Here is a 16,071-nt window from a genome sequence, read left to right on the forward strand (position 1 = left end):
ACCAGGGTATCGGACCTGTTCGGAAGCCGAGGGTTGGATGCGTCACCAGGGCCGATGCGGCAAGTCAGGACGCTGCGAGACCGATCGGACCGGAAGCACTCGGTGCACCGCTCGAATCGAATTCGATCGCGATCGGTTCGTCGACCGGAAAGTGTGCGGGAAGTAGAAGCAGTCCCTCCGACGCGCAGCGTTCGAGAAGTTCGCGGCGGGTGACCCTGGCGATCTCGGGATCCGCGTCGCCGCCCTGACTGAGGTCCGGGTACAGAAACTGGATCGGATGGTGGATCACATCGCCGGAGATGACGGCGCCGCCGTCGGCAGTGCGAATCTCGATCACGATATGGCCCGGCGTGTGGCCGGGCGCGCTGCGAACGACGACGCGTGTGCCTTCGGACTCGACCAGGACGTGGCCGTCGTCGACCGCCTCCCACTTCGCCCCGTCCAGAACGGGACGGACGCTGTCCTCGAAGGTCTGCGCAAGATCCGAGACCACTCCTTCGTGTGGACCGTCGGCGGCGAGTTGTTGGAGCGCGGCCAGTTCGGTGCGATCGAAAATGTAGGTCGCGCGGGGGAAGGTAGGCCGCCAGGTTTCGGCGTCGAGGGCGGTGTTCCAGCCACAGTGGTCAGGGTGCAGATGTGTGCTGACCACCAGATCGACGTCGTCGACGGACACACCGGTGGCTGCGAAGCGTGAGAGGTAGTCGGTACCGAACATGTGATGCGGCAAGAGGTTCGGCCGGTGCTTGCTGTTGCCGTTACCGGTGTCGACGACGACGGCCTTGCCGCCGATCTCCACCAGGTAGGTGTGGATGGCAAGCACGAGGTCACCACTACCCTCGTCGAAGAACTCCGGTGCCAGCCGCGCCGACGCTTCACTGATCTCGGCCTCACTCGCCTGGGGAAAGAGCTCTCGCGGCGGAAACGGCCAGTGCGCCAGCTCTGTCAGTTGGGTGACGCGTGCCGACCCGACGTCGATGGTGAAGCTCATCAGTGTTTGCCTTCCGAACAGCTCGATACCGCTTGTGGGCACACACAAAGGCACCCACCGAAATGCTCGGTGGGTGCCTGGTCGGTGTCAATGGTTTTCGACGCCGGTGATCAAAGACTCTTCGCGATGATGCCCTTCATCACTTCGTTGGCGCCGGCGTAGATCTTCTGGACGCGGGAGTCCTCGTACATGCGCGCGATCGGGTATTCACGCATGTAGCCGTATCCGCCGTAGAGCTGCACGCACCGGTCGACGACGGCGCATTGCTGCTCGGTGAGCCAGTACTTGACCATCGCGGCGTCTGCGCCGTCCAGCTCGCCGTTGAGGTGATCCTCGATGCAGTTGTCGAGGAAGACACGGCAGGTGCGTGCGATCGTCTGGCACTCGGCCAGCTCGAAGGCGGTGTTCTGGAACTCGAAGAGGCTGTGCCCGAACGCTTGACGCGCCTTGGTGTATGCGACGGTCTCCTCGACTGCACGCTCGATGGTGCCGATGGCCTGCGCGCCGATGATGAGGCGTTCCTGCACCAGCTGCGCCATCAACTGACCGAAGCCGAGCCCCTCGGACTCTCCGAGGAGGTTCGAGACGGGAACGCGAACGTCGGTGAAGGACAGCTCCGACGTATCGGCGCCGTGCTGACCGACCTTGTCGAGCACGCGGCCGACCGCAAAGCCTTCGCAGTCACGAAGATCCACGATCAGGAGCGAGACACCCTTGGCGCCCGCCTTGGGGTCGGTCTTGACGGCAAGCACGATCATGTCTGCGCTGCCACCATTGGTGATGAAGGTCTTCGACCCGTTCACGACGTAGTGGTCACCGTCACGGATCGCGGACGTGGTGATTGCCTTGAGGTCGGAACCTGTTCCTGGCTCGGTCATTCCGATGGCGCCGAGGATTTCGCCCGTCGCCATACCTGGCAGCCAGGCCTTCTTCTGCTCTTCGCTTCCGTACTCGAGCACGTAGTCGGCGACGATGCCACTGTGCACGGAGTTACCGAGCGCATAGTCACCGCAGTAGCCCTGCGCCTCGAAGACAGCGAGATCGTGCGCGAAAGTTCCACCGCCCCCGCCGTATTCCTCGGGAATCGAGCAGCACAGCAGGCCGAGCTTGCCGGCTTCGAGCCACACGGACCGGTCGACGCGATGCTGAGCGTCCCACTGCTCACGCTTGGCGATCAGTTCACGATCGAAGAAACCACGGGCCAGTTCGGCTACTGCGGTGATCTCGTCGTCGTGCCACGACGGCTTGCGCTTGGTCGCCATGATCAGACCCGCTTCAGCAGGGCAGCGAGTGCCTGACCGCCGCCGATGCACATCGTGACGATGCCGAATTCGAGGTCGCGGCGGACCATGTCGCGTGCGGCACGCAGGGTCAGGATGGCTCCGGTGGCGCCGACCGGGTGTCCGAGGGCGATCGCTCCGCCGTACGGGTTGGTCTTCTCCGGATCCAGGCCACTGTCACGGATGACGGCGATGGCCTGCGAAGCGAACGCCTCGTTGACCTCGGCGGTGCCGATGTCGGAAGGCTTCAATCCTGTTTGCGCAAAGAGCTTTTCGAGAGCGAGCACGGGAGCGTAGCCCATCAGGCCGGGCTCCATGGCTGCCGTCGTGACGGTTTCGAGCGTGACCAGTCCGGTGAGACCGCGCTTGGCTGCCTCCGTGCCCGTCGCGAGGACGAGTGCGCCGGCGCCGTCGTTGATGCCCGACGCGTTACCGGCGGTGACGGATCCGCCCTCTTCGAATGCGGGGCGCAGCTTGGCGAGGGTTTCGACGGTGGTTCCGGGCTTGGGATGCTCGTCCTCGGTGACGGTGACGGAGCGCCGACCACCGGTCTCGACGGGAGTGATTTCCTCGGCGAATGCCGCCTTCGCTGCGTCGGTAGCGGCACGGCGCTGAGATTCGACGGCGAACTCGTCCTGCTGCTCGCGACTGACGCCGTACTTACGGGCGACGGCTTCGGCAGTGCGGCCCATGTGAGCCTTGCTGAACGGGTCGGTGAGCATCGCGACGGTGCCGTCGACGAGGCTGCGATCGCCGAGCTTGTAGCCCGAGCGGGCGGCGAAGTCGTAGAAGGGCATGCGAGACATGCTCTCGTCACCGCCGGCGAGCGTGATGGCAGCTGCGCCCCATCGCATCTGCATCGCCGCAGACCACACAGCCTGCAGACCGCTGCCACAGAGGCGGTTGACGGTGTAGGCGGGGACGTTCTCGGGCAGTCCGGCGGCGATGCCGACGCGGCGTGCGTTGTAGGCGTCCGGGCCGACCTGGCCGATGCAGCCCATGACGACCTCGTCGATGTCTTCGGGCGCAACGCCGGCGCGGCTCAGCGCGGCCTTGGCTGCTGCGGCGCCCAGCTCGTGTGCGGGTACGTCCTTGAAGACGCCGCCGAAGCTACCGACGGGGGTCCTGGCCCCGTCGACGATGACGATCGGTTCGGGTGTGGTCATGATTGTCCCCATCTGCTGTGCTCACGTCGATTTCTCTGTCCGTGGCCGATACTAGGACATCGAAGTATCTCGCAGATGGGGACGTTGGTGTCAGGGTGTGGGAGCGCTCTCGGCGACGGGCACGACCTCGGCGTCGGTGTCGGTGTCGGTGTCTTTGTGGTTCCGGTAGCGGTAGAGCCCGATACCCACGAGGATCGCTGCAAGTCCCAGGGACACGATCATCTGGCTGCGCGTCGAGTCCAGTGTGAGCATGCCGATGCAGAGCGCGATGATGGCGGCGATCGTGGCGTAGGTCAGGTACGGGAAGAACCACATCTTGAGTTCCAGCTCCTGGCCCGAAGCTTCGAGCTTGCGGCGGGTGCGCAGCTGGGACACCGAGATGACCAGCCAGACGAACAGCGCGATCGCACCGGAGGAGTTGACCAGGAACAGGAAGACCTTGTCCGGGGAGAGGTAGTTCATGCCGACGGTCAGGAAGCCGACGATCGTCGAGACCAGGACAGCGCGCATCGGGACGCCGGTCTTCTCGATACGTGAGAGCGACTTGGGGGCGTCGCCGCGGCCGGCGAGGGAGAAGATCATGCGGCTCGCGGTGTAGAGACCCGAGTTGAGGCAGGACAGAACCGACGTGAGGACGACGACGTCCATGATGTTGCCCGCGGCCGGAATGCCGTAGGAGTCCATGACGGCGACGTACGGGCTGAGTGCAACCGACGCGCTGTCCCAGGGAAGCAGGGTGACGACCACCGCGATCGAGCCGATGTAGAAGATGAGAATTCGCCAGACGACGGACTTGACGGCAGCGCGAACAGCTTCGAGCGGGTTGGCCGATTCACCGGCGGCGATGGTGGCGATTTCGGCGCCGAAGAACGAGAACACGACCACGAGGACTGCGGCGAGCATCGCTCCTGTTCCGTTCGGCAGGAAGCCGCCGTGACCGGTCAGGTTTGTCATTCCGGGTGCTTCGACGCCGGGCATCCATCCGCAGATCGCCACGATGCCCATGCCGAGGAACGCGATGATGGCGACGACCTTGATGGAGGCGAACCAGAACTCGAACTCGCCGAACGACTTGACCGAGATGATGTTGGTCAGCGTCAGCACGATCATCAGAATCAATGCCCAGGTCCACTGGGGAACCCCCGGAACCCAGCGATTCATGATGAGGGCACCGGCGGTGGCCTCGATGCCGAGCACGATGATCCAGAACCAGGCGTACAGCCAGCCGATCGAGAAGCCCGCCCAGCGGCCGATGGCCTTGTCGGCGTACGAGGAGAACGAGCCGGTTTCCGGCGACGCTGCCGACATCTCACCGAGCATGCGCATCACGAGGATGACGACGACGCCGGCAAGCGCGTAGGAAATCAGGACACCGGGTCCCGTCTCCTGGATCGCCACACCGGAGCCGACGAACAGTCCGGCGCCGATGACGCCTGCGATCGCAATCATCGACAGATGCCGCTTCTTCAGCGTGTGCTGAAGTGCCGGCTGGTCTGTACTGGACATCAGTACTCCTTGTGGGCTGTTCGGAACGTGGATCTCGGTGGCGCTCTATCCGGAGCGCATTTTCGATAGCGCCAGTGTCGGACCTTCGGCAAGCTCGCGTCAGGCTCCACTTTGTACAAACGTGACCGCAGGCACTACAAAGTGGCGAGTTCGAGGTGTCAGACTGGACTCATGCCCATCACGCTCCGCCAGCTTTGTGCGACCGAACAGTTCGGCCTTCGCGTCCTGGCTGGGCACGACCAGCTCGATCGCACCCTGACCTGGGCACATGTCTCCGAACTTCCCGACCCGACGCCCTTCCTCGACGGCGGTGAACTACTACTCATCACCGGGGTGTCACTACCGACGACGGCCGCGGAAACGACCCGATTCGTACGGACCCTGGTGGCGGCCGGAATTGCCGGAATCGGTTTCGGAACCGGCCTCGGATACGAGCAGGCGCCACAGACTCTGGTGGATGCGGCCACCCGTTTCAGTGTGCCCCTTCTCGACGTCCCATTGCGAACACCTTTCATCGCCCTGACCAAAGCGGTGTCGAAGGCGCAATCCGACGACGACATGAAAGCGCTGCGCAGCAATTACCAGAGCCTGCGGCGACTGCTTCAAGCTGCGGTGACGGTCAACGGCACCCGGGCAGTCGTACGACGGGTGGCGGAATTGATCGGCGGATGGGCGGCTCTGCTGGACTCGGCCGGACATACCGTCGAGATCTCACACACCGCCGCGGCCGCAGGAATCGAGCGAACTGCCCCCGAGCGCGACGCCCGCCCGATGGAAGTCAGTTTCCTCACGAGTGAGAACGAGGATGTCATCTCCCATCCTCTGCTGACGTCGAGGGGAAAGCTGATGGGGTACCTCGTCGCCGGCTGCCCCGGCGCCGTCGGTTCACTGAATCAGGGCATCGTCATCGCAGCCGCGTCTCTGCTCACGTTGATGACGGCTCGAACCCGAGACGCACAGCTGACGATGAACCACCTTCGTACCGTTGCGATGCATCAGCTGTTCGAGGGACAGAATGCGCTCGCCCGCAACATCTCCGGGGAACTGTGGGGAGGATTTCCGGTCGAGCCTTTCCAGGTCTTCCACGTAGCGGGCCCGAGTGGCCTGCTCGAGAGCGTGTCCGTCTCACTGCTCGATGGTCTCAGCCGCGATCTGGCGTTCGGCATCACCGACGGTGCACTGATTGCCGTCGTCTCGGCTACCGACAGCGGGCGAATCCTCGCCCGTGTCAACGAAATCGACGTCACCGTCGGCGTGTCGGACATGCTGTGGTGGGACGATCTCTCGCGCGCCAGACGCCAAGCCGCGCAAGCAGCAGCCGAGGCGGGTGCCCGCAACCTGCCTTCGATGCGGTTCGCCGAACTCTCGGAGAGCGGATTGTCCGCATTTCTCAACCAGGATCGCTCGACGGCATTCGCGGCGGCACACTTGCGCCCGCTTCTGGAAGCGAAGGGCGGTAGCGATCTCTACCGGACCTTGGCCATGTGGTTGGCACACAACGGGGTGGGCGACGCCGCAGCCACAGCGCTGAATATTCATCGGCATACGTTGCGCAGCAGACTCGCTCGGATCGAGAGCCTTCTCCAGCTCGACCTCGGCTCCCCCACGGAACGTGCGGAGTTGTGGCTCGAGTACCGCCTGCTCGGCGACGCCCCGACCATCTGACCGACAACCAACGAACCCTGAACGACCTGAAGGGCCTCCGCCGGGTTACGGCAGAGACCCTTCAGAGTCGATACGTGCGAGTCGCTACCGACCGACCTTCCCCTAGCTTCCGCCCGTCGGTATCCACTCGCGGAGCACGTTGGCATCAACTACCTGCGCGCCCAAAACCTTTGTCCAGATGATGGTTCCGTTTTCGTAGACACGGAAAGTGCCTGCTTCGGAGGGCAACTGCATCTCCGGGCCGGCAGGAGCACCGAGAGAGCCGCTTTCACCGCCGAGCTCCCGATACTTCTTCTCGATCTGCGTCTCCGTAACCGTACCCGATGGATCGTCGGATGGCGAATTGGATTCCGGCACTGTCGATTCCGAATCCGGTGCCACTACCACACCCGCACCGTCACCGATGGTGAACCAGTCGGATTTCAGGCCGAGTTTCTGGCGGAACTGAATTCCGGTGGCGCCAACAGTTGCATCTGTTCCGACTACCTCGACTGCCGTCACTCGCCCGCCGTCGGTACCGAATCCGTTGCGCGAGAGAATCTTGAGCGATTGCAGCTCACCCACATCGAAGGCGTCCGCAATCTGCCCTGCGGTCAGATTCACTGTCCAGTCATGATTCGGAGAAAGGGCGTCACCGAGATCCTCGACGGCCGGGAATTCACCGCCGGAGCTGTAACCTCCTGTGGACGAGGAGAATTCGGTGGCAACGATCTTGCCGTCACGCGACAGAACGGCGCCGGCGGTGGACCGGACGGCTTCGGTGGTGCGGGGATCTTCCTTGCCCGCTCCGCCGTAGACCTGGCAGTCCTGAGTGTCGCAGGTGTCGGCGTACGAGCTGCGATGCTCGGTCGCAGCGTACGAGCGTGCTGCCACGGCTTGCGCCCGTAGCGCTTCGGCCCCACCGGAATCGGCCCATTCGGCCTTCGCTTCGACCGGCACCACGCCGAGCAGGTAGTCCTCCATGTCGAGGAGATTGACTGTCCGAGCCGAGCCGTTGTCGAGCACTACGCCGAGGGCACCGCGATAGGGCGCGTCGTTGTTGCACAGCTTCAGGAACTGGTCGGCGGGTCGATCAGGACCGAGGTCCACCGGGTCCACCCACGGATGCTCGGTGACCGCTTCCCAGACAACCCCGCCACCACACCCGCTGGTGACCACTACCTGCGCACCGCCACCGGGCAGTGCAGTGAGATGGGCAGCCTCGCCGGGCGCGGTGCGCTGACCGTTGACCACGAGGCCGGCGTCGGAGTAGACGTCGAGCGTCGAGTTGTCCTGGGCCGTGAGCCGCACACTCATCTGGGCGGGCGGCATCGAGTCCAGGACGGTTCCGCCGTAGTAGTGACTGAGGATTCGCTCGCCGGACCAGCCGTCGTTCTTGGCGTAGCCGTAAGCGCCCCACTGGCCCATTCCACGGCCATGTCCGTTGCCGTGCCCGGAGAGCGTGAATTGCGTGTCGGCAGCGACGGCGTGCAGGATCGACGGCTCGTCAGCGCGGATTTGCGTGAAACCTCCGATCGCGACGCCGAGCGCAAGAGCCGGAACGAGACCGAGGACCGAGATCCGCATCAGCGAGGTTCGCCTCCCGGGTCCGCCCACCAGAAAGCGACCTGCGCGACCGGACACAGGCTTCTTACCTGCAGTTCCGCTTCTTCCGCTTCTCGCCATCAATGCTCTCCTCATCGCTACCGGCCTCACGAGTCCGCGAAGTCGGTACTTCGCGCGCAGGCCAGTCCACAACGATTTAACTAAAGTCTCACCCTAAGGTTGAGCGTTATGGACTTTTGTGACTAGTGTGGCAAGAGTGTTTGGAGTTAGCAACACCAGTCACACGAGTCACATCAGCATCACGAGTTGCAGACGTACGCGTCCGAAAACTGGAGTTCAACCCCAGAACATGGCATCCGACCTGCTCGGATCCGGTTTTGAAGGATTCCGTTCACGGCCGTCATCGGCCCTGAAGTTCGCTCGCAAGTAACTACAACCGAGGAGTAATCCCTTGCCACACCGTCGACCGAAGCCCTCGCTCGTACTCGGGGCTGTAGCCGCAGTGGCTGTCGCAAGTCCTTTTGCGGTCTACGGCTTCACGAGCACTACGTCCGATGTACGTTCCGCGAACGAGACGACGTCAGTAGCAGTGCCGACCCAGATCGCAGAGGTGCTCCTCGCGTCGGTGCCCGACATCATCATTCCGGTCAAGGAGCTGACCGGTCTCGATCTCCCCGACATCAACCTCGGTGATCTGAGAAACCTCAAGCTCCCGACCGAAATCCCGCTACCTCCCGGGATCACGCTGCCGACCGAGCTGTTCCCGGCACCCGCTGCTCCCGGCGCCCCGACCGAAACCGCTCCGGTTCCTTCCGAGGAAGAGCCAGGTGCCGTGGTCAAGGAAGTCACCCGCGACACTCCGTTCAGCATGGTCGCGTTGACCTCGGACACCATCGCCTCGGCGCAGTCCAAGGTCCGCGCCCTGGCCGAAGACGGCACCTGGGGCCCGTGGTTCACCCCTGACGCCATCGACTCCGCCAGCTCGGATCAGGCCACCAACTCCGGTACCGCCACCGAACCGGTCTTCGTCGGCGCCACCAAGTCCATCCAGATCCTCACGCCGCAGGGTGCCGCTGCTCCCGCAGCCGAGGTTGTGCCGGCCCCGACTCCGGAAGCTGCCCCCGCGCCCGCTCCGGAAGCTGCCCCCGCTGAAGCACCCGCAGCCACCGGCGAACTCGGGTACACACCCGCTTCGGTGTCCAAGCCGCTTCGCCAGGTGACGACGGCAGCAGATGCCGTCACCGCCGTGTTGATCGACCCGGGTGCCAGCGAGGCAGACAGCAATCTGCAGGCCGTCGCAGCGCCGCTCGGCGGCAGCGGACCGTCCGTCATCACCCGTGCTCAGTGGGGAGCAGACGAGTCACTTCGCTGCGACTCCCCCACCTACGACGACTTCATCGGTGGCGCGACCGTTCACCACACCGCAGGTAGCAACAACTACACGAAGGCCGAATCGGCCGGCATCGTCCGCTCGATCTATGCCTACCACGCACAGACGCTCGGCTGGTGCGACGTCGGATACAACGTCCTCGTCGACAAGTACGGTCAGACCTTCGAAGGCCGCGCAGGCGGACTCGACAAGGCAGTTCAGGGTGCACACGCGGGTGGATTCAACGAGAACACCACCGGTATCGCGATGATGGGCGACTACTCCACCGTCGAGCCTTCGCAGGCGACGCTCAACGCCGTCGGCAAGTTCCTCGGTTGGAAGCTCGGCATGGCCGGACTCGATCCCAAGGGCCGAACGACGATGTACTCCGAGGGCACCGAGTTCACGCCGTACCCGCAGGGCGCAGCAGTCGATCTGCCGATCATCTTCGCCCACCGCGACGTCGGAAACACCGCGTGCCCGGGTGATGCCGCATACGCACACATGAACGACATCCGGAACATCGCGGCCGCGAACATCGGGGGAACGTTGAACCCCTCGAACCCTTCCAATCCGTCGACGCCTGCGCCCAAGCCGACCACTCCGGTCGACACGGTCACCGGTGGCACCGGTTCGTCGATCCCGGATCTGGTCACCCAGATTCTGCAGATCACCGACAATTCACCGCTCGCGCAGAAGTGGATCGCCGAAGGTGGCGAGATCGGACGCCTCGGCCAGGCACTGTCCGGAATTCTGCAGGCGAAGCTCGGCAACCAGGGTGCGCTGTTCCAGAACGGCGCTGTCTACACCTCGCCGAACGGCGGAGTGTTCACCGTGCTCGGCGAGATCTTCAAGTCGTGGCAGAGTTTCGGTTCCGACGCGGGTGAACTGGGATTGCCGATCTCGGACGAGTACTCGATCCCGGACGGCCTGCGCAGTGACTTCGAGAACGGTTCGCTGATCTTCAACCAGATCACCGGCATGGTCACGAAGGTCCTCAAGACCTACAACGAGACCTTTGCCCAGGAAATGGCCAACAGCGCGCCTGTCGGCTGACACTCGAGCAGTACACGTCCTCGGGCGCTGGTGGGTTCTACGACCACCAGCGCTCGAGGACTTTTGCGACCCCGTGTGCCGAATTGGTGTCGGTGACCTCGTCGGCTGCGGCTTTGGCTTCGGGGTGAGCGTTGCCCATGGCAACGCCGAGGCGTGCCATCCCCAGCATCGGGATGTCGTTGGGCATGTCTCCGAAGGCCACCAGACCCGACAGGTCGAAGCCGAACCTCTCCGCGGCAGCAACCAGGCCCGACGCCTTCGTGATGCCCGGCGCCGAGAGTTCGATCAGTCCGTTCTCGGTGGAGTACGTCATGTCGGCGAGCGCACCGACGTGCGGAGCGAGCGTGTCGTACATCGCCGTGCTGGTCATGCCTGGACGGCGAATCAGGAGTTTGACGGCCGGCGCCGCAAGCACTTCGTCCTCGGACATCTCGGTGTTGTCCGGGTTGAGCCAGGCATGTTCGTAGTCCGGTGAGCTGACGAATTGTGGGGTGGCGGCGTCATGTGCGCTCTCCCCTACTCGTTCCGCGGCCAAACCTGCGCCCGGGAGTGCAACCAGTGCCAGCTCGGAGAGTTCGGTGAGTGCGTCGACCGACAAGGTCGCGGCGCTGAGGACGCGGTCGGCGTAGCTGTCGTAGACAACGGCACCGTTTGCGCAGACGGCGAGTGGCGCGTATCCCAAGCCCTCGACGACGGGCGAAATCCATCGCGGAGGACGCCCGGTTGCCAGCAGGAACGGCGTGCCGGATTCGACGACGGCATGCACGGCGGCGCGGGTGCGGGCACTGACCAACTCGTCGTGATCGATGAGGGTGCCGTCGACATCGGTCGCAACCAAGGTTGGGCGGTCAGGGCTGATACGACGGTCTGGGCTCACACCGCCATTGTGCCTGCCCGGTACGACGGTCTCGCTCAGCGCGCCCGCTTCGCGCGTTCCTGTGCGTCCATGGCCGCAGCTTCCTCCGGCGTCGGTGCGCCACCGCCGAGTCGACGAGGCACCCAGTACGCCCCGGGCTCGTGCACGAACCCGTCCTGAACGTGGCGCAGGATCGCATCCATCTCGATGCGCAGGATCTCGCTCAGCGCTTCGGCGGGCTCGACCGGATCGATCGGTGCACCCACCTCCACCGAGATCGGGAAATGATTGCGGCCCAGATTTTTCGGTCCGCCCTTGGTGACGATCCGCTGGGCGCCCCAGACGATCAGCGGAATTATCGGCACGCCGGCGTCGATGGCCATCCGAGCTGCTCCGGATTTCATTTCCTTGATCTCGAAGCTCCGGCTGATCGTCGCTTCCGGGTAGACGCCCACCAATTCGCCACGCTTGAGGGCGTCGACTCCGGCTCGGTACGCCTGCGCTCCGGCGGAGCGGTCCACTTCGATGACGCCGCATCCACGCATGAGGAAGCCGAGGACCTTGTTGTCCGCCAGCTCAGCCTTGGCCATCACTCTGAGCTTGCGTTTCGCGGTGCCGACCGCCAGGGCCGCCGGTATGAAATCGAGGTAACTCGTGTGGTTGATCGCGATGACGGCACCGCCGGACACCGGGACGTTCTCAGTCCCGGTGCGGGTGACCTTCACACCCTGGAAACCGCTCAGACCACGCGCGACTACCTCGACAGCGGTGTAAACGGGTTCGAAGGACATCGGTCAGCCTTCGGACTTCCGCGCCTCGCGAGCCTTGGCTTTCGCCTCGGCCTCATCGGCATCCATCTTGTCGGCCTGCTCGAGCGTCGGCGCGCTGCCACCGAGGCGGGCCGGCACCCAGTACTCGCCGGCGGGATGGTCGTAGTTCTTCTGCAGATCGAGCAGCAACTCCTGCATCGTCGACCTCAGCTTCGCCGTCAGCTCACTCGCCGGCTCGAAAGGTGCAATCGGCTCGCCGACGGCAATGGAGATGGGAGTGTTGGTGCGGCCCAAACGCTTCGGATAACCCTTCGTCCACACGCGCTGAGCGCCCCAGATGACGACGGGAACGATCGGGACGCCCGCCTCGATCGCCATCCGAGCGGCGCCGGACTTGAATTCCTTGATCTCGAAGCTCCGACTGATCGTGGCTTCGGGGTACACGCCCACCAATTCGCCGCGCTTCAGGAAATCTACGGCCGCCTTGTAGGAGTCGGCGCCCGCGCCGCGGTCGACCGGGATGTGCTTGAGGGCCCGCATGATCGGTCCGGAGATCTTGTTGTCGAAGACCTCTTTCTTGGCCATGAACCGGATGTAGCGCTTCGGGGTCCGTGCCGGCAGTCCCGCATACGTGAAGTCCATGTACCCGGTGTGGTTGATCGCGATCACGGCGCCACCGGACGCCGGGATGTTCTGCTCTCCCTTGACGGAGAACTTCAGGCCCTCGAAAGCGAAGACGGTACGGGCGATGCCGATGACTGTTCTGTAAACGGGATCCACAGTTCGCTAGCGTAGACGGGAATCCGTGATCTGACCCGCAGCAGTTCTGGGGTGGATGTTGGTCAGAATGTCGCAAAAGGGGCGTACGAACGAATGAAGTCGGCAGGACGAGCGGCAGTGGGGGCAGTCGCACTCGCCATGACGTTGGCGATAACCGCATGTGAGGACGACGGACGGACGGGAATCCTGACGGACGAACCGTCTCCGCCGACGACGGAAACCACGACGACAACCACTCTCGCACCCACGACGACAATTGCGCCCGCTGCGCCGGTCGCGCCACCTCCGGTTGGTGACGTGCCCGGCAATCCGGCTGCTGCGCCGGCCTTGGCAGCTTGGGCAACGGACCTGGTGTCCTTGGACGTGGACGCGCTCACGAACGCATGCTGGACGATGCCGCCCACAACGATCGCCGACCGATACTCGGATGTTCCCGCCATCTTGACGGCCATCGCCGCACCAGGCGTCGACGGCCAGTACGCGGTCACCTGGAATGGAGGCGGACTCTCCGTCGCCGCCAAGCGCTCGGAGATCGCTTCCGGCTATGCGTGCCCGTTCGTCTTCCCTGCGGGGCAATCAAACTTCTACACCGCGGCCGACGCTTCCCACGCCGTCGTCAGGTTTCTCTCACGCGCCACGGGACGGCCGGTCAATACCCGCGACGTCGAGACGTTCTATCCACTGATCTGCCCCGGCAACAGCCCGTGGGATCCGGACGGCACCGGCGCAACCGGCCAGCCGCCTCTCAAGCTCGATCCGAATCAGCTGGCCGGTATCAAGTCTTTCGACGCCGACGCTGCAACAGTCACTCCGGTTCGCGGCGACTACGTCCGTGTCACCCTGCCCGTCAGCGACGGAACCGGTAACTCGCGCTCGATGCAGTTCACCCTGTCGATCGGCCCCGAGGGATATTGCCTCGGGGCCGCGACCTGAACTGTTCCGGTCAGGAACCGAACGGAAGGAAATCGCTCGAGCCAGCGCTTCCTGAACCGAGGCTGCCCGTGCCACCGCCGGTTGCAGCCTTGATCTGAATTGCGTGGGCCGTCGAGGTGGATCCTGTGAATCCGGTTGCCCCGCTGTAGATTGCCGAAATCGAATGCGTGCCGGTTGTGGTGAAGGTGTGGTTCAGCGCCGCGATCCCGTTGACCACTGCAACAGCGTCACCGATCGGAGTATCCCCATCCATGAACTGCATCGTTCCACCGTTCTGCACCGAACTGACAGTCGCCGACAGGGTCACCGACTTGTTCACCACGGCATCACCAGGCACCGTCACCACAGTCTCCGTGGTGACATCCGAAGGCGCAGGGTCCGTTACATTCACCGTCCGCGCCTGGGCCGAGGATCCGACTACACCGGCCCCTCCCGAATAGACCGCAGTGATGCTGTGCGCACCCGCAGAGGTAAACGAATGCGTCAGGCCGGCAGCGCCGGCCGTAACCGCTTCAGGACCGCCGATCGCGACCCCACCGTCGTAGAACTGCACGGTTCCGACGCCGACAGCATCATCCGACGACGTTCGGACGGTCGCCCACAAGTCGGTCGCCACACCAGTTTTGGCGTCGGTCGGAATATTCAGTTCGACGACGGATTCCTGGTCGGCAACACTGACCTGAACTGACTTCGCACTCGCAACCGAGTTCTTGAATCCGGCACCCGCGGTGAAATCCGCGGTAATGCTCTGCGCGCCAGCGGCATCGAAGGAATGCGTAAGCGTCGCGGTCCCACCGGACACCGTCACCGGTGAACCGATCGCAGTGCCATTCGACTTGAACTGCACCGAACCCACAGCGTTGTTCGGAGCAACCGTCGCGCTCAGATCAACCGCCGTACCCGTGATGGCCGTAGCCGGAACCGAGAGTGACGTCGTGGTCTCGACATCCACTGGAGCCGGATCCGACACGGTCACCGTCTGAGCCGACGCCGAGGAACTCACAAACCCTGCACCGGCAGTGAAGGCAGCGGTAACACTCTGAGCGCCAGCAGCATCGAACGCGTGCGACAGAGTCGCAACACCCGCGGAGACTGCCACCGGAGTGCCGATCGCTGTGCCGTTCGACTTGAACTGCACAGTGCCAACAGCATTGCTCGGAGCAACCGTCGCCGTCAGATCAACCGCCGTACCCGTGATCGCCGTAGCCGGAACCGAGAGTGACGTCGTGGTCTCGACATCCACTGGAGCCGGATCCGACACGGTCACCGTCTGAGCCGACGCCGAGGAGCTGACGAAGCCTGCACCGGCGGTGAAGTCAGCGGTAACACTCTGAGCGCCAGCAGCATCGAAGGAATGCGAGAGCGTCGCGGCCCCACCGGACACCGTCACCGGGGAACCGATCGCCGTGCCGTTCGACTTGAACTGCACAGTGCCAACAGCATTGTTCGGAGCAACCGTCGCGCTCAGATCAACAGCCGCACCCGTAACCGCCGTCGGGGGAACCGAGAGTGACGTCGTGGTCTCGACATCCACTGGAGCCGGATCAGAGACCGTCACCGTCTGAGCAGGCGCCGACGAGCTGACAAACCCAGCACCAGCGGTGAAATCAGCCGTAACACTCTGAGCGCCAACAACATCGAACGCATGCGACAGAGTCGCAACACCAGCAGCCACCATCACCGGGGAACCGATCGCCGTGCCGTTCGACTTGAACTGCACAGTGCCAACAGCATTGTTCGGAGCAACCGTCGCGCTCAGATCAACAGCCGCACCCGTAACCGCCGTCGGGGGAACCGAGAGTGACGTCGTGGTCTCGACATCCACCGGAGTCGGATCAGAGACCGTCACCGTCTGAGCCGACGCCGACGAACTCACGAACCCTGCACCAGCGGTGAAGTCAGCCGTAACACTCTGCGCACCAGCAACATCGAACGCGTGCGACAGAGTCGCAACACCAGCAGCCACCGTCACCGGGGAACCGATTGCAGTGCCGTTCGACTTGAACTGCACCGTACCGACAGCATTGTTCGGAGCAACGGCAGCGGTCAGATCAACCGCAGTACCCGTGACCGCCGTAGCCGGGACCGAGAGTGACGTCGTGGTCTGCACATCCACCGGAGCCGGATCAGACACGGTCACCGTCTGAGCCGACGCCG

The 16,071-nt window shown here is 64.0% G+C and carries 12 protein-coding genes; 3 read left to right on the forward strand and 9 right to left on the reverse strand.

The genetic code is table 11. The features are described from left to right. Positions 1-64: 64 nt before the first annotated feature. The 4 genes from QRN54_RS15510 to QRN54_RS15525 form a co-directional block, all read right to left on the reverse strand. The gene (locus tag QRN54_RS15510) at positions 65-988 is read right to left on the reverse strand and encodes an MBL fold metallo-hydrolase (protein WP_285182379.1); all 924 of its coding nucleotides are present in this window, start codon (positions 986-988) and stop codon (positions 65-67) included. A gap of 110 nt (positions 989-1,098) precedes the next feature. After that, positions 1,099-2,250, reverse strand: a complete 1,152-nt coding sequence (locus QRN54_RS15515; protein WP_285182380.1) for an acyl-CoA dehydrogenase family protein — start codon at positions 2,248-2,250, stop codon at positions 1,099-1,101. 2 nt (positions 2,251-2,252) lie between these two features. Continuing rightward, positions 2,253-3,434, reverse strand: a complete 1,182-nt coding sequence (locus tag QRN54_RS15520; RefSeq protein WP_007731825.1) for a thiolase family protein — start codon at positions 3,432-3,434, stop codon at positions 2,253-2,255. Positions 3,435-3,524: 90 nt separating this feature from the next. Further along, positions 3,525-4,940, reverse strand: a complete 1,416-nt coding sequence (locus QRN54_RS15525) for an amino acid permease (protein WP_285182381.1) — start codon at positions 4,938-4,940, stop codon at positions 3,525-3,527. A gap of 171 nt (positions 4,941-5,111) precedes the next feature. Between QRN54_RS15525 and QRN54_RS15530 the strand changes: the two genes are divergently transcribed. Then, on the forward strand, positions 5,112-6,605 hold the full coding sequence (locus tag QRN54_RS15530; RefSeq protein WP_285182384.1) for a PucR family transcriptional regulator: 1,494 nt from the start codon (positions 5,112-5,114) through the stop codon (positions 6,603-6,605). Between the two features lie 102 nt (positions 6,606-6,707). On the opposite strand, the gene QRN54_RS15535 is transcribed toward QRN54_RS15530, so the two are convergent. Then, positions 6,708-8,270 carry a SpoIID/LytB domain-containing protein gene (locus tag QRN54_RS15535; protein ID WP_007731827.1) on the reverse strand — a complete coding sequence of 521 codons (1,563 nt, stop codon included), beginning with the start codon at positions 8,268-8,270 and terminating at the stop codon, positions 6,708-6,710. 331 nt (positions 8,271-8,601) lie between these two features. On the opposite strand from QRN54_RS15535, the gene QRN54_RS15540 reads away from it, so the two are divergent. Next, positions 8,602-10,575 carry an N-acetylmuramoyl-L-alanine amidase gene (locus QRN54_RS15540; protein ID WP_030535825.1) on the forward strand — a complete coding sequence of 658 codons (1,974 nt, stop codon included), beginning with the start codon at positions 8,602-8,604 and terminating at the stop codon, positions 10,573-10,575. Between the two features lie 37 nt (positions 10,576-10,612). Here the strand turns inward: QRN54_RS15540 and QRN54_RS15545 are convergent, their stop codons facing one another. From QRN54_RS15545 to QRN54_RS15555, 3 genes are read right to left on the reverse strand one after another with little or no spacing between them, the layout of a single operon-like run. Beyond that, on the reverse strand, positions 10,613-11,434 hold the full coding sequence (locus QRN54_RS15545) for a Cof-type HAD-IIB family hydrolase (RefSeq protein WP_037131235.1): 822 nt from the start codon (positions 11,432-11,434) through the stop codon (positions 10,613-10,615). A 53-nt stretch (positions 11,435-11,487) separates the two neighbouring features. Continuing rightward, positions 11,488-12,222: a lysophospholipid acyltransferase family protein gene (locus tag QRN54_RS15550; RefSeq protein WP_007731829.1), complete on the reverse strand. Its 735-nt coding sequence runs from the start codon at positions 12,220-12,222 to the stop codon at positions 11,488-11,490. A gap of 3 nt (positions 12,223-12,225) precedes the next feature. Beyond that, a complete protein-coding gene (locus tag QRN54_RS15555; protein ID WP_003943903.1) occupies positions 12,226-12,981 on the reverse strand; it encodes a lysophospholipid acyltransferase family protein in 756 nt (251 codons plus the stop codon). Positions 12,982-13,074: 93 nt separating this feature from the next. Here QRN54_RS15555 and QRN54_RS15560 point away from each other — a divergent pair, with 93 nt between their 5' ends. Beyond that, entirely contained in the window at positions 13,075-13,914 is an 840-nt protein-coding gene (locus QRN54_RS15560; protein ID WP_037131202.1) for a hypothetical protein, read from the forward strand. Between the two features lie 10 nt (positions 13,915-13,924). Here the strand turns inward: QRN54_RS15560 and QRN54_RS15565 are convergent. Beyond that, positions 13,925-16,071, reverse strand: a 2,147-nt coding sequence (locus tag QRN54_RS15565; protein WP_285182386.1) for a beta strand repeat-containing protein, incomplete at its 5' end; no start/stop codon positions are given.

Source organism: Rhodococcus sp. MEB032, assembly GCF_030208925.1.
GTDB classification, from domain to species: Bacteria; Actinomycetota; Actinomycetes; order Mycobacteriales; family Mycobacteriaceae; genus Rhodococcus_F; species Rhodococcus_F qingshengii.

Bases quoted from the DNA above. Each gene is read 5' to 3' on its own strand.
- QRN54_RS15510 (WP_285182379.1), bottom strand. From the start codon at position 988: ATGAGCTTCACCATCGACGTCGGGTCGGCACGCGTCACCCAACTGACA.
- QRN54_RS15515 (WP_285182380.1), bottom strand. From the start codon at position 2,250: ATGGCGACCAAGCGCAAGCCGTCGTGGCACGACGACGAGATCACCGCA.
- QRN54_RS15520 (WP_007731825.1), bottom strand. From the start codon at position 3,434: ATGACCACACCCGAACCGATCGTCATCGTCGACGGGGCCAGGACCCCC.
- QRN54_RS15525 (WP_285182381.1), bottom strand. From the start codon at position 4,940: ATGTCCAGTACAGACCAGCCGGCACTTCAGCACACGCTGAAGAAGCGG.
- QRN54_RS15530 (WP_285182384.1), top strand. From the start codon at position 5,112: ATGCCCATCACGCTCCGCCAGCTTTGTGCGACCGAACAGTTCGGCCTT.
- QRN54_RS15535 (WP_007731827.1), bottom strand. From the start codon at position 8,270: ATGGCGAGAAGCGGAAGAAGCGGAACTGCAGGTAAGAAGCCTGTGTCC.
- QRN54_RS15550 (WP_007731829.1), bottom strand. From the start codon at position 12,222: ATGTCCTTCGAACCCGTTTACACCGCTGTCGAGGTAGTCGCGCGTGGT.
- QRN54_RS15560 (WP_037131202.1), top strand. From the start codon at position 13,075: ATGAAGTCGGCAGGACGAGCGGCAGTGGGGGCAGTCGCACTCGCCATG.